General features: G+C 67.7%; 13 protein-coding genes. 9 read left to right on the forward strand and 4 right to left on the reverse strand.

The annotated features are described in order from the left end of the window. Positions 1-125: 125 nt before the first annotated feature. Entirely contained in the window at positions 126-869 is a 744-nt protein-coding gene (locus tag O5K39_RS13740) for an SDR family NAD(P)-dependent oxidoreductase (protein WP_271144180.1), read from the reverse strand. A 104-nt stretch (positions 870-973) separates the two neighbouring features. Here O5K39_RS13740 and O5K39_RS13745 point away from each other — a divergent pair, with 104 nt between their 5' ends. Then, positions 974-1,375, forward strand: a complete 402-nt coding sequence (locus O5K39_RS13745) for a helix-turn-helix domain-containing protein (protein ID WP_271144181.1) — start codon at positions 974-976, stop codon at positions 1,373-1,375. Between the two features lie 48 nt (positions 1,376-1,423). Here O5K39_RS13745 and O5K39_RS13750 read toward each other — a convergent pair whose 3' ends face one another. Together O5K39_RS13750 and O5K39_RS13755 are read right to left on the reverse strand one after the other, a co-directional pair. Then, a complete protein-coding gene (locus O5K39_RS13750) occupies positions 1,424-1,870 on the reverse strand; it encodes a hypothetical protein (RefSeq protein WP_271144182.1) in 447 nt (148 codons plus the stop codon). A 339-nt stretch (positions 1,871-2,209) separates the two neighbouring features. Beyond that, positions 2,210-2,926 (reverse strand): HAD-IA family hydrolase, encoded by a 717-nt coding sequence (locus O5K39_RS13755; protein ID WP_271144183.1) that lies wholly within the window; start codon positions 2,924-2,926, stop codon positions 2,210-2,212. Positions 2,927-3,001: 75 nt separating this feature from the next. Here O5K39_RS13755 and glmU point away from each other — a divergent pair, with 75 nt between their 5' ends. The 4 genes from glmU (at position 3,002) to O5K39_RS13775 (ending at position 8,215) form a co-directional block, all read left to right on the forward strand. After that, complete coding sequence (glmU, locus tag O5K39_RS13760; RefSeq protein WP_271144184.1) at positions 3,002-4,363, forward strand: bifunctional UDP-N-acetylglucosamine diphosphorylase/glucosamine-1-phosphate N-acetyltransferase GlmU; 1,362 nt, start codon at positions 3,002-3,004, stop codon at positions 4,361-4,363. Between the two features lie 178 nt (positions 4,364-4,541). Then, positions 4,542-5,225: a ribose-5-phosphate isomerase RpiA gene (gene rpiA, locus O5K39_RS13765; RefSeq protein ID WP_271144185.1), complete on the forward strand. Its 684-nt coding sequence runs from the start codon at positions 4,542-4,544 to the stop codon at positions 5,223-5,225. Between the two features lie 145 nt (positions 5,226-5,370). Further along, the gene (gene gor / locus O5K39_RS13770) at positions 5,371-6,765 is read left to right on the forward strand and encodes a glutathione-disulfide reductase (RefSeq protein ID WP_271144186.1); all 1,395 of its coding nucleotides are present in this window, start codon (positions 5,371-5,373) and stop codon (positions 6,763-6,765) included. A 79-nt stretch (positions 6,766-6,844) separates the two neighbouring features. Further along, a complete protein-coding gene (locus O5K39_RS13775) occupies positions 6,845-8,215 on the forward strand; it encodes a 3-deoxy-7-phosphoheptulonate synthase class II (protein WP_271144187.1) in 1,371 nt (456 codons plus the stop codon). Here O5K39_RS13775 and O5K39_RS13780 read toward each other — a convergent pair. Then, a complete protein-coding gene (locus O5K39_RS13780) occupies positions 8,212-9,414 on the reverse strand; it encodes an FAD-dependent oxidoreductase (protein ID WP_271144188.1) in 1,203 nt (400 codons plus the stop codon). The two genes, O5K39_RS13775 and O5K39_RS13780, sit on opposite strands and share 4 nt — an antisense overlap. 130 nt (positions 9,415-9,544) lie before the next feature. Here O5K39_RS13780 and O5K39_RS13785 point away from each other — a divergent pair, with 130 nt between their 5' ends. From O5K39_RS13785 to O5K39_RS13800, 4 genes are all read left to right on the forward strand, one after another. After that, positions 9,545-10,129 carry a prephenate dehydratase domain-containing protein gene (locus O5K39_RS13785; RefSeq protein WP_271144189.1) on the forward strand — a complete coding sequence of 195 codons (585 nt, stop codon included), beginning with the start codon at positions 9,545-9,547 and terminating at the stop codon, positions 10,127-10,129. Positions 10,130-10,421: 292 nt separating this feature from the next. After that, positions 10,422-11,225 (forward strand): chorismate mutase, encoded by an 804-nt coding sequence (locus O5K39_RS13790; RefSeq protein ID WP_271144190.1) that lies wholly within the window; start codon positions 10,422-10,424, stop codon positions 11,223-11,225. 83 nt (positions 11,226-11,308) lie between these two features. Then, positions 11,309-11,695, forward strand: coding sequence for a BlaI/MecI/CopY family transcriptional regulator (locus O5K39_RS13795; RefSeq protein ID WP_271144191.1), 387 nt, complete (start codon positions 11,309-11,311; stop codon positions 11,693-11,695). Beyond that, positions 11,692-13,401 (forward strand): M56 family metallopeptidase, encoded by a 1,710-nt coding sequence (locus O5K39_RS13800; protein WP_271144192.1) that lies wholly within the window; start codon positions 11,692-11,694, stop codon positions 13,399-13,401. Before O5K39_RS13795 ends, O5K39_RS13800 begins: the two co-directional genes overlap by 4 nt. Positions 13,402-13,441: the final 40 nt, after the last annotated feature.

The raw sequence follows: 13,441 nt of genomic DNA on the forward strand, positions 1-13,441 counted from the left end.
GAAGGTCCGCGAATGTGCGGACTCTAACCGAAAACAGCAACACAGCGGGCGGCGAACGGATCGGTCCGCAGGGTTTAGAAAAAGTCGATGCCTCCTTCCTTCTCCAGCAAGGGGAGAAGGAAGGCTCAGTGCGCGTTCAGCATCTCGAACACCTGTGCATACTCCCCGCGACCCTCGGCACCCGACAGGAACTTCACCCGCTCGACCAGCACCTCGTCGTGGCCCGCCTCGAACAGCGCCAGGCTTTCGGCGGTGAATTCGTCCAACGGCATGGAGCGGGGGTCCTGGGCGTGTCCGGGCATCAGGTCGGTGGCCACGCCGGGCGGGGCCCATTCGACGACCCTGACCGTCGTGTCCTTCAGCTGATGGCGCAGGGACTGGCTCCAGGAATGGATGGCGGCCTTGGTGGCGTTGTAGGTGGGCGTGGCGGCCAGGGGCACGAAGGCGAGGCCGGACGAGACGGTGACGACCGTGGCCGAGGGCCGGGTCAGCAGATGCGGCAGCAGGGCCGCCGTCAGCCGGATCGTGCCCAGCAGGTTGATGCCGATCGTCTCCTCGACGATCGACAGGTCGAAGACGCCGCCGGACAGGGCCTCCGGCTTCATGATCCCGGCGTTGTTGATGACGACGTTCAGGTCGGGGTGGTCGGCGATGACCCGGGCGGCGACGGTCTTGATGGCCTGCGGATCGGCGACGTCGAGCACGACATGGGCCATGCCGGGATTGGCGGCGACGACCTCTTCCAGCGGGGCGGCGCGTCGGCCGGCGATGATGACCTTGGCGCCCTTCGCGTGCAGGGCCTCGGCGAACGCGCGCCCGATGCCGGTGCCGCCGCCGGTGATCAGGACGGTGTCGGATGCGGTGTTCATGGGAATTCTCCGGGGCTGGAACAACGATGTCCGGCGATGTATGCCTGTCGCTCTCCATTGGAAAGTAGGCACCGGAACGTTCGGTACTTACCGGAAGGATACCAATGACCGCGCCTGCGTTTCAGCCCCGAACCGACTATCCAGAGGTCGATCCGCGCGTCGAGGCCCTGGTCAACGAGGTGATCGGCCGGGTCGCCGACAAATGGACGATGATCGTGCTGGATGTCCTGGCCGAGAACGGCGAACTGCGCTTCACCCGCATCGGCCAGCTGTCCGACGGCATCAGCCAGAAGATGCTGACCCAGACCCTGCGCCAGATGGAGCGCGACGGCCTGGTGGTGCGGACGGTGCATCCGGTGGTGCCGCCCAAGGTGGAGTACCGGCTGACGGACATGGGGTTCAGCCTGGCCGAAGCGTTCTGCGGGGTGTGGGGCTGGGCCGCCGAGCATCTGGAACGGATCGAGACGGCGCGGGCGACGTTCGATGCGGCGAAGGCGGGGTTATAAGTCATTCATGCCGTCACTGGCCGTAGATCGACGTAGTGACCAAAAGCATCAAATTCCGTCTTTGATTGGACGATAGGATTTCCAACCGGGATGTTGTTCTTCATTTTCCGGCTTTCCAGCGCCGCCCCAAAAGCAAAGAGACGTCCCAAACTGTGCAACGTAAGTGAACACGTCGCTGTCGTGGGCGGTACCGATGACAATCGAAAGCTGATCTCCGAAATCCAGATTGGGTCGTGAGCCGATGAGGGTGCGGTTCCAGACTGGTGCCAGAGTTTCTAGAACGTCGGCCAGCGTCCCGCTTTGCGTCTGAAACCACTGATTCATGACAAAATGGCTTTCGGTCAGCGACCGCCCATTATTTCGATAAAATAGGGCTGCCGTGAGTTTTCTAGCGAAGTACTCAAAATGCCGATCAATGCCAGCTGGAATAGGAAGGACTGGCTCGTCCGAAAGAAATACTCCGGGTGTCCTCTGAATTCCGAGATCGGCCATCATTCGACGTTTCTCAGCTGCCGATTGGTCCAGCTTGGGAAACACTTCAGGCGCGTTGTTTCTAATACCTGCTGTCAATCTTTGGATATCGGCTTCCCGATAGTTCTCGTCCGTGTGATCCAACGCGCGAATGTAAAATGCTACGACCTGTTCGGTCCCGCTAATCGCCCGATTGCAAGCTGAACAACTAGGGAAACTCCAGCCGTCAGGCCCGACCTTTTCTCGAAAGCATATTCTTGCAGGGCAATGATCCTCCTCCGTTGAGGGGGAGGAGCCGCAGTAGCAACAGATCGGGTTTGCAGCCAGGAAGCGGGCTTTCCTCGATTTCGCTTCCCCCACGATTCAAACCCCCGCTAACGCCCGCGTCACATAGAAGTCCGCCAGCAACCCGTCGATGGCCTCCTCGACGTCGTCGAAATGGTCGATGAGGACGTCGCCGCCGAGGTCTTCGGGCGGGATCGGGGTGTAGCCCCAGGTGACGACGATACAGGGCATGTCGGCGGCGCGGGCGGCGCCGACGTCGGGGGCGGCGTCGCCGATCATGATGGCCATCGATGGGTCGCCTCCGGCCAATCGGACCGCCTCCTGAAGGTGGGCGGCTGCGGGCTTTCTCGCGCTGACCTTGTCGGGCCCGACGACGGCGGCGAAATGGCGGGTCAGGTCGAGCTTGTTGAGCAGCAGTTCGGACAGATCCGTCCGCTTGTTGGTGGCGACGACCAGCAGGGCGCCGCGCGCGCTCAGCGCCTCCAGCGTCTCGACACAGCCTTCGTAAGGCTGCGAATGGTCGGCGATATGCTCGATATAGTCGGCGATGAAGGCGTCATAAAGGGCGGGGTCGCGGGCTTGTTCGACCGGCGCTCCGGTGCGCTCGAAGCCATGCTCCAGCAGAGGCCGCGCGCCCCCGCCGATCAGCTCGGCCGCCCCCTCCATCGGCACGGTCGGCAGGCCGTGCCGAACCAGCATCCGGTTCAGCGTCCCGACCAGATCCCCGTGCGTCTCGACCAGTGTGCCGTCCAGGTCGAAGGCGATGGTCCAGCCTTCCAGGTCGCGATCGGTCATGTTTCATCCTCTGTTCCCCCTCCCGCCGGGACAGGGATGGGGTTAAGTCGTACCGACTAGCCGCCGGACCGATTCATGACCACCCATACCCAGCCGTCATCAAAGAGGGCCGCCATCATCCTCGCCGCCGGCCAGGGCACGCGGATGAAGTCGCCCCTGCCCAAGGTTCTGCATCCGGTCGGCCACCGCGCCATGCTGGACCACGCCATCGATGCGGCCGAGGCCCTGGGGTGCGAGCGGATCGTGGTGGTGGTCGGAAGCCATTCGCCGGAGGTCCGCGCCCATGTCGTCGCGCGTCTGGGCGAGGACGCCATCGCGGTCCAGGACCCGCCGCTGGGCACCGGCCATGCCGTCCGTGCCGCACAAGGCGTGCTGGGCGATTTCGTCGGCCAGGTGGTCATCACCTATGGCGACGTGCCCCTGCTGAAGGCCGCCGACATCGAGCCGGTCTTCGCGTCTCACGACGGGGTCACCGTGATCGGGTTCGAGGCGCGCGATCCCGGCACCTATGGCCGGTTGGTCATGGAGGGCGACACCCTGGCCGCCATCACCGAGGCGAAGGAGGCGTCCGAACAGGTCCTGGCCATCACCACCTGCAACTCCGGCGTCATGGCCGCGCCGGTCGGCCTGCTGTTCGAGCTGCTGTCGGAGGTCACCAACGCCAACGCCAAGGGCGAATACTATCTGACCGATGTGGTCGAACTGGCCCGTAAGCGTGGGGCGCCGACGCTGGTGACCATGGCGTCGGAGGACTCGGTCATGGGCGTCAACGCCCAGTCCGAACTGGCCCAGGCCGAGGCCCTGTTCCAGTCGGTGCAGAGAGACGCCTTCCTGGCCGCCGGCGTCACCATGTCGGCCCCCGACACCGTCCATTTCGCCTGGGACACCCAGGTCGGCCCCGGCACGGTGATCGAGCCGTTCGTGGTCTTCGGCCCCGGCGCGCGGATCGAGGGCGGGGCCCGTATCCGCAGTTTCTCCCACATCGAGGGGGCGGCAGTGGCGTCGGGCGCCGAGGTCGGTCCCTATGCACGCCTGCGACCCGGCGCCGACCTGGGGGAGGGGTCCAAGGTGGGCAATTTCGTCGAGGTCAAGAACGTCCGCATGGACGCGGGTGCCAAGGCCAATCACCTGTCCTATCTGGGCGACGGGTCGGTCGGAGCTGGCGCGAACATCGGCGCGGGCACGATCTTCTGCAACTACGACGGCTTCAACAAGGCGCAGACAGTGGTGGGCGAGGGGGCCTTCGTGGGCTCCAACTCGGCCCTGGTCGCGCCCGTGACGATCGGGGCGGGGGCGATCGTGGGATCGGGCTCGGTGATCGTCGAGGACGTGCCGGCCGATGCCCTGGCCCTGGCGCGTGGGCGGCAGGTCAACAAGGCCGGAGCGGGTGCTGCGTTCCGGGACAAGGCCAAGGCGAAGAAGGAGTCGCGAAAATGACCCCTCTCCCAGAGGGAGAGGGCTTGAGCGTCCAAGAGCGAAGCGATTGGAAACGCGAAAGGGTGAGGGGTTCTGCCTTCACTGGTTCGCACCCTAACCCCTCACCCTTTCGGCTTGCGCATCGCTGCGCTCCGCGAGCCTCAAGCCCTCTCCCGATGGGAGAGGGGACGGAGATGACATGAGCGACCTCCAGAAACGTCTCGCCGGTGAAGCCGCCGCGCTTCGTGTCGAGTCCGGCATGATCGTCGGCCTCGGCACCGGCTCGACCGCCGCGTGGTTCGTCAAGGCGCTGGCGGCGCGGGGGCTCAAGGATCTCCGTTGCGTCCCGACATCGGAGAAGACGGCCGACCTGGCGCGGGAACTGGGGCTGACCCTGTCGACCCTGGACGATACGCCGAAGATCGACCTGACCGTCGACGGCGCCGACGAGATCGGCCCGGGCCTGGCCCTGATCAAGGGCGGCGGGGCGGCCCTGTTGCGCGAGAAACTGGTGTGGGAGGCGTCGCGGTCCTGCATCGTCATCGCGGACGCTGCGAAGGTCGTGCCGGTGCTGGGCGCTTTCGCCCTGCCGATCGAGGTCGTCGCCTTCGGCCACAAGACCACCGCCAACCGCATCGCCGATGTCCTTCTGGACCACGAGATCGCCATGCCCGCGCGCCTGCGCCAAGCCGACCGGGCTTTGGTGCGTACCGACGGCGGCAACCTGATCTATGACGCGGCCTGTGGGGCGATCCACGATCCGGTGCGGCTGGCGGATGATCTGAAGCTGATCACCGGGGTGGTCGAACACGGGTTGTTCCTCGATCTGGCAGATGAGGCGATCATCGGCTTGGATTCCGGCGTGGACGTCCTACTTCCCTGAACACAATAATCCGCTCATCCCGGCGAAAGCTGGGACCCAGTTCTTTCGCGGGGCAGGGTGCGTGGGATAAGCGGCTCTTCTGGATCGGGGCGACCGATCGCCCAAAACACTGGGTCCCGGCTTTCGCCGGGATGAGCGGATATTCATGACCGACACCTACGACTACGACCTCTTCGTCATCGGCGCGGGCTCCGGCGGCGTCCGCGCGGCGCGGCTGACGGCGCTGGGCGGCAAGCGGGTGGCGATCGCCGAGGAGTTCCGGGTCGGGGGCACCTGCGTGATCCGGGGCTGTGTGCCCAAGAAATTCATGGTGATGGCCAGCGACTTCGCCCACCAGTTCCACACGGCCGAGGGCTATGGCTGGACGGTCGAGGCCAGCTTCGACTGGCCGAAGTTCCTTGAGGCCAAGGATGTCGAGATCGCCCGGTTGTCGGGCATCTATGCGGCCAACCTGGGCAAGGCCGGTGTCGATCTGGTTCATGGCCGGGCCGTGCTCAAGGATGCGCACACGGTCGAGGTCACCCACCGCGACGGCGGCGAACCCAGGACCTATACCGCCGAGAAGATCCTGATCGCCACCGGCGGTCGACCGTGGATGCCCGAGGGCCTGCCCGGGATCGAACACGCGATCACATCCGAAGAAGCCTTCCACCTGCCGGAACTGCCCAGGCGGATCATGATCGCAGGCGGCGGCTATATCGCGGTGGAGTTCGCAGGGATTTTCGCCGGGCTGGGCGTCGAGACAACCCTGATCTATCGCGGGCCCAACATCCTGCGCGGTTTCGACGACGACGTGCGCGCGCATCTGGCTGGAGAGATCGAGAAGCGCGGCATCAAGGTGGTCCTGGGCTGCCAGCACAGGTCGATCGAGAAGACGGAAACCGGTCTGGTCAGCCACCTCGAGAACGGCATGACGCTGGAGACCGACGTCATCATGTTCGCCACCGGCCGCGTGCCCTACGTGAAGGATCTGGGGCTGGAGACGGCGGGCGTCGACCTGAACGACAAAGGGGCGATCGTCGTCGATCAGCTGTCAAAGACGACGGCGGAGAACATCTGGGCCATCGGCGACGTCACAGACCGGATGAACCTGACCCCCGTCGCCATCCGCGAGGCGGTGGCGTTTCACGAGACGGTCTACAAGGACAACCCTCAGCATTTCGACTATGAGGCCGTGGCCACGGCGGTGTTCAGCCAGCCGCCGGTCGGCGTGGTCGGCCTCAGCGAGAGCGAGGCGCGGCACTCCTGTTCGGCGGGAGTCGATGTCTATCTGACCCGCTTCCGGCCGATGAAATACGCCTTCACCGGCTCCGACGAGCGCGTCCTGATGAAGCTGGTCGTCGATGCCGCGTCGCAGAAAGTCGTCGGCGTCCATATCGTCGGCCCCGAGGCCCCCGAGATGATCCAGCTGGCTGCCATCGCCGTGAAGGCCGGCCTGACCAAGGCCCAGTGGGACGCCACCTGCGCGGTCCACCCCACCATGGCCGAGGAACTGGTCACCCTGAAGGAGAAGCAGTCCCCGACGATGAGCGCGGGGTGACGAGGTTGAAGTTCCGCTACCAGCGGCAACGTGCGGAGTTTTATTGTCGGAACAGGCCTTCAGGACTATATCGCGCGGCATGAACAGTCGCTGGACCCCTGAATCCTGGAGATCGAAGCCCGTCGTGCATATGCCGATGGACTATCCGGACGCGCGCGCATTGACCGCCGTCGAGGACGAGCTGCGCGCCATGCCGCCGCTGGTCTTCGCCGGCGAGGCGCGGACCCTGACCGCCAAACTGGCCCAGGTCGAGGCCGGCGACGCCTTCCTTTTGCAGGGCGGCGACTGCGCCGAGAGCTTCAAGGAGTTCTCGACCGACAACATCCGCGACACCTTCCGCCTGATCCTGCAGATGGCCGTGGTCCTGACGTTCGCGGGCAGGAAGCCGGTGGTCAAGGTCGGCCGCATCGCCGGTCAGTTCGCCAAGCCGCGTTCGTCTCCGGTCGAGGAAATCGATGGCGTCACCCTGCCGTCCTATCGCGGCGACAATATCAACGGCTCGGCCTTCACGGCGGAAGATCGCATTCCCGATCCGCAGCGTCTGCTGAAGGCCTACAACCAGTCGGCGTCGACCCTGAACCTGCTGCGGGCCTTCGCCAGCGGCGGTTACGCGGACCTGTACAACATCCACCGCTGGACGCTCGGGTTCGCCGACAATGGCGCGGGGGCCCAGTATCGCGAGCTGGCCGACAAGATCACCGAGGCCCTGGCCTTCATGGAGGCGGTCGGCGTCACGCCCGAGACCCATCCGGATCTCAGCCGCGTCGAGGTCTTCACCTCGCACGAGGCCTTGCTGCTGAATGTCGAGAGTGCCCTGACGCGGCTGGATGGAGGCACCGGCGAATGGTTCGACACATCCGCCCACATGCTGTGGATCGGCGAGCGCACCCGCCAGCTGGACGGCGCCCACGTCGAGTTCATGCGCGGCATCAGGAATCCGATCGGCGTCAAATGCGGCCCGACAATGGAGGCCGACGACATCCTGCGTCTCGCTGACGTCCTGAACCCGGACAACACGCCCGGACGCCTGACCCTGATCGGCCGCTTCGGCGCCGACAAGGTCGGCAAGCGCCTTCCCGGCCTGATGAAGGCGGTCAAGGCGGCGGGCCGCAAGGTGGTGTGGTCGATCGACCCGATGCACGGCAACATCCTGAAGGCCGACAACGGTTACAAGACCCGGCCCTTTGACCGGATCATGAGCGAGGTCCGCACCTTCATCGACGTGGCCGAGGCGGAGGGGGTCCACCCCGGCGGGGTCCACTTGGAAATGACCGGCCAGAACGTGACCGAATGTCTGGGCGGGGCCACGGCCGTGACCGAGGACGACCTGTCCAGCCGTTACCACACCCACTGCGATCCCCGCCTGAATGCCGATCAGGCGCTGGAACTGGCCTTCCTGGTGGCCGAGCGGCTCAAGCTCGGGCGTCTGAACCAGTCGCGGGCGGCCTAAACGAACAGGGTCGCGGCCCGGGCGATGGCGGCCTCGGCGTCGGCGCGATCCGGCGTCTCGTCGTCGTCGCCATAGCCGAGCATGTCGCCGCCCCGCAGGCCCTGGATCCCCACGCCGTCAGGCCGGGGGATCACCGACACGCCGTTGTAGTACAGGCTGTAGCGGACCTCCGGCTGGGGCGGCAGCCATGCGATCTGGCCCCGCACGGGCACCACGCTATCGTCTCCGAACAGGGCCCGCGCGCCGTATCCGGTACAGTTGACGATGACCGGCTGGGGCAGGGTCGCCAGCTCGGCCGGTGAATGGAAGGTCCGTGTCTCGATCCGCCCGCCTTCTCTCAGGAACTCGGTGGTCAGCCGGTCGGCCAGGTCGGCGACGTTGAACTGCATCTGCGTCAGCCGCCGTGCGGAGGCGACGGGGAAGGGGTGTTCCTCCGCCGTCAGCTGGCGTGAGCGCGGCACGATGTCGTAGAGGGCGTCGGGGTAGACCGCGAACCGGACCTCCTTGCGATCGGCCTCGGGACGGGGCGCGGCGGCCGGCTTGGGTGGGCCGGCCGCGTCGGCCAGGATGTATCGGTCCAGAAACGACACCGGCTCGCCCGGCAGTCCGACATAGGTCTGGTGCCGCGCCCAGGACAGCCGCGCCATCCGCTCCCACAGCGCCGGGAAGGCGGCATCGACCCTGTCCGCATCGGCGATCCGCGAATCCGGCGTCCACATGCCCGACGCCCGCGCCGACCGGCTTTCGGGCAGCCGCTCGGAGGCATGGATCGTCACCTTCGCCCCGGCGCGTTGGAGTGTGATGGCCGTCGTGATACCGATCGCGCCGCAGCCGATCACGGCGACCTCGCGCGTGCCGCCCTGCATCGCATAGGCCGCCGCGATGGCTGCCGACCCCCAGGACAGGGACCAGCCCGAGCCGCCGTGGCCATAGTTGTGGACCACCCGCTTGTCGCCGACGGGTTCGACCTCGATCCGGGGGCCGGCCGCGCGGAAGGGCCTGAGGCAGACGGTGGTGCGGGTGATCAGCCGTGCATCCAGCCGCAATGGTGCGAGAGCAGCCGGGGCGAGAAACCGGGGCCGTGACGGTGCGATCGTGACCGGCGCCGTCGAGGCGCAGGCCGACAGCGCGCTGCTCAGCCCCAGGCCGCCCAACCCCGACAACAGGACGCGTCGGCTGGTCTGGGCTGAAGGGGTCATGACGCCTCACGGATACGGTCCGCGAACCTAGCGTGACCCCATCCGCCTCGCCAGTGCCTCATCGCGCCGGCAGGGGGTTGTGGCGCGGCGACCGGCGCCTCAAATGCAGCGGCGAACCAAGGAACCCGCGATGCCCGACCAGATCGGCCGACCCGAGAATGACGATACGCCCGGCCGGGTCGCCTATCAGGGCGCGCCCGGTGCCTTCAGCCACGAGGCCTGTATGGCCCTGCGGCCTTGGGACATCGCCGTGCCGTTCGAGAGCTTCGATCTGGCGCTTGGGGCGCTGGCATCCGGCGATTGCGACTTGGCCCTGATCCCGATCGAGAACTCGACCATCGGTGCGGTCGAGCCCGCCGCGACCCTGGTGCGGGAAGGGGGCTATGCGGTGCTGGCCGATGTCTGGCGTCCGATCCGCCACGCCCTGATGGCGTTGCCGGGGGCTCGCCTGTCCGAGATCCGCACTATCGAAAGCCACCCGATCGCCCTGGATCAGTGCCGCAAGACCTTGGCCGGTCTGAACTGCGACATCGTCGTCGCCTTCGACACCGCCGGCGCGGCCCGCGACGTCGCCGAGGCCGGTGACAGCACCCGCGCGGCGCTCGCCCCGATAGCCGCCGCCGAGGCCTATGGGTTGGAGATTCTGCGCAACGATCTGCAGGATTCGCCGGACAATCGGACGCGCTTTGTGCTGCTGGCCCCCGCACGGGGTTGACGACGCACGATCATTGCGTGTCTTAAGGGCCGTTACCTGACCGGCAGATCGTCATGATCTGCATCTGGATTCGACCATGTCCCCGCTGCGCGCAACCGTTCTGACCCTTTCGACCCGTTCGCGCGCGGTTGCCTCCTTTTATTTCGGCGGCACCTATTACGGCTTTCGATACGCCGGCTGAGGCCTCGAGCGGCACCCGCTCCTGACAGCCTCGCCGGCGACCGCCCTGACCGGGGCGGCGGCGCACCCATTCGCCCATCATCGAAATTTCCGTATCGAAAGCCCCTCTTAAATGTCCGTCTCCATCATCGAATCCGACCAAGCCCTCAAGCAGGCCCCCACCCATGAGCTCTGGCCTGACATGAACCCCGCCGAAATGACCCCCGAGCAGATGGCCCTGGCCGCCCTGCGCGATGAGATCAACCTGATCGACGACCAGTTGCTGGAGCTGTTTGAGCGCCGCCTCGCCGTCGCCGCCATGGTCGGCAAGGCCAAGGACGCCCCGCACGGCCCCCACACGAAGCTGCGGCCCGATCGCGAACAGACGGTCCAGGCGCGCATGTTGTCGCGTTGTGACCCGCAGAATGCCGAGGCGGTATCGAGCCTGTGGCGCGAGATCGTCGGCTGGGGCCTGGCACGCCAGGGCCAGCTCCAGGTCCAGGTCTGGGCCCCGACCGAGCCGACCCGCGCCTTCGACGGGGCCCGCCAGCGCTTCGGCATGGCCGCCGACATCCGCATGGTCCGCGACCCCCAGAAGGCGCTCGCCTTCGCTGCCGAGGGTCACGGCGTCGCCGTCTTGGCCATCAACAACGACGACGCCTGGTGGGTCGGCCTGCGCCGCGAATGGTCGGGTCTTTCGGTGTTCGACGGATTCGGCCTGGGCGGTGGTGAGCCCACGGCGCTGGCCGTCGGCAAGATCGACCCGCCGGCCCTGCCGACCGGCCGTCGCGTCATCGTCACCGCCGGCGGCGATGCCGGTGACGGTGGCGGCGCGCGCCGCTGGGGCCTGTCCACCCACCACGGCTGGTCCCTGGCCCTCACGGACGCCGATCTGGCGCCCGGCGAGGCCGAAGGCTGCGTCGGCGCTATCGGCTGAGCCTGTCGCCGAGTTCATCATGACGCCTTGATCTGGCCTGATTTCACTACAAGTGTAGCGCCACACTTGTAGCGAGGTCGGCCATGATCGAAACCCTGCCCCGACGCGAACGCGAGGTCTTCGAGACCCTGTGTCGTCTGGAGACCGCGACGGCGGCCGACGTCCGCGCCGCCCTGTCCGATCCCCTCAGCGATTCGGCCGTCCGCACCATGCTGACCCGGCTGGAGGCCAAGGGGCTGGTCAGCCGTCAGGCGGGCGGGGCAGGGGTCGCGTTCAAGCCCGTCTCCCGCCCCGACGACGTGGCCGAGGGTGTGCTGCGCCGGATGGTCGACACCTTCTTCGCCGGGTCGGCGGCCAGCGCCGCGACGGCCCTTCTGGGTCTGGGAGACCGGCTGAGCGCCGAGGACGCCGCCGCACTCAAGGCCTTGATCGACACGGCTGAAGCCAAGAGCGGGGAGGGGCGGTCGTGACCCTGTCCCTGCTGATCGGCCTGCTGCTCAAGTCCAGCCTGATCGCCACCGCCGGTCTGGCCATGGCCCACGGCGTGGCCCGACGACCCACCGACCGTGTGCTGGTGCTGCGGGCGACCCTGATGCTGCTGCTGCTCCTGCCGGTGGCCATGTTGATCCTGCCGACGTTGGCGCTCGACGTCCTGCCGGCATCACAGGTCGCACCCACCCCCGTCGAACCCCTCTGGTCGGGCACCACAGCGGCGGTGGCGGGCGTCGCCCTGTCCGGAGAACTGCGCTGGCCATCGGCGATCGTCGTCGCCGGGTGGGTCTGGGCCGTCGGCGCCCTCAGCATTACCGCGCGGCTCGTTGCGGGCATCTGGACCCTGGCGGTCTGGACGCGACAGTCACAGGTCGTGCGCTGTCCCGACTGGACGGCGGCCCTGAGCCGGCTGGGGGGTCGTCGTCCGCCGCGCCTGTCGGCCAGTCTCCGCGTTGCCGGGCCGCTGAGCTGGGGTCTGTCGCCGGGTGCCATATTGATCGACCGCGCCAGCCTGTCCGCGCCCGACACGGCCGCCGCCATCCTGTCCCACGAACTGGCGCACCTGAGGCGGCGCGACTGGCTGTTCCTGATGCTGTCGCGGCTGGCGCTCGCCCTGTTCTGGTTCAATCCCCTGGTGTGGAAGGCGGTCGCCGACCTGGCCTCAGCCTCCGAGGACGCCGCCGACGCTGAGGCCGTGCGCCACGTCGATCGTCATGCCTATGCCCGCACCCTGATCGGCCTCGCCGCCGTCCCCAACTCCCCCGTCGCGCTCGCCATGGCGGCCGACCCCCGCTCGCTCAAAAGAAGGATCAAACGCCTCATGACCGCCTCTCGCACGCCACGTCGCCCGCTGGCCATCGGCCTGTCCATCGCCGCCCTGGTCGTCGTCGCCACGCCGCTCGCCGCCCTGGAACTGCACGACCGGGCCCCGACCGCGCCGCTTCCCCCGGTCCCGCCGGTCGCGGTGTCAGCGCCGCCGGCGGGACCGATCGCAGCGCTTCCGGCCCTGCTCCAGATTGCAGCGCCACCGGCTCCGCCCGCTCCGCCTGCTCCGCCGGAACCTCGGGACGGTAACGCCCCACCGGCCCCGCCCGCACCGCCGACTGCGAACTGGGCCGCGCCGCCCGCGCCGCCCGCTCCGCCCGCGCCCCCGGCGCCGCCCGCAGGTCACGGCCGCCACAACTGGGTCATCACCGAGAACGGCGTCAGCCGTCAGGCCACCCCCGCCGAACGCGCCGAGTTCGCCCGTGCCCGCAGTCAGGCACGCGAGGCCGGCCGTCACGCCCGCGCCGCCGCCGCCCAGGCTCGTGCTCACGCCGCTCAGGCGCGCGTCCATGCCCGAGCCGCTGCGCCCCTGCGGGCGGACGCCCGGATGCAGGCCGAGCATGCGCGCGAGATGGCCCGCACGGCACGCCAACAGGCCATGCACGCCCGGACCAACGCTCGCGTTCACATGCAGGGCGGTGCCGAGCAGATGCATCAGGGTGCCGAACAGATGCGCCGTGCCGCCGCACAACTGGAAGATCCCGCCTTCCGCGCCGAACAGATCGCCCGCGCCCAGGCGGACGGTCGAACGGTCACTGACGCCCAGCTTCAGGCCGCTGCGCCCCGTCTGCGGTCGCGTGCGGACACGCTGGACCAGCGCGCGGCTCGCCTGGCGGCCGACGCGGGTCGCGCCGACTGAGAACCGGGGAGGGCCGCGACGCGTCGATCACGCGTCGCGG

This window comes from Brevundimonas sp. NIBR10, assembly GCF_027912515.1.
Classification (GTDB): Bacteria; Pseudomonadota; Alphaproteobacteria; order Caulobacterales; family Caulobacteraceae; genus Brevundimonas.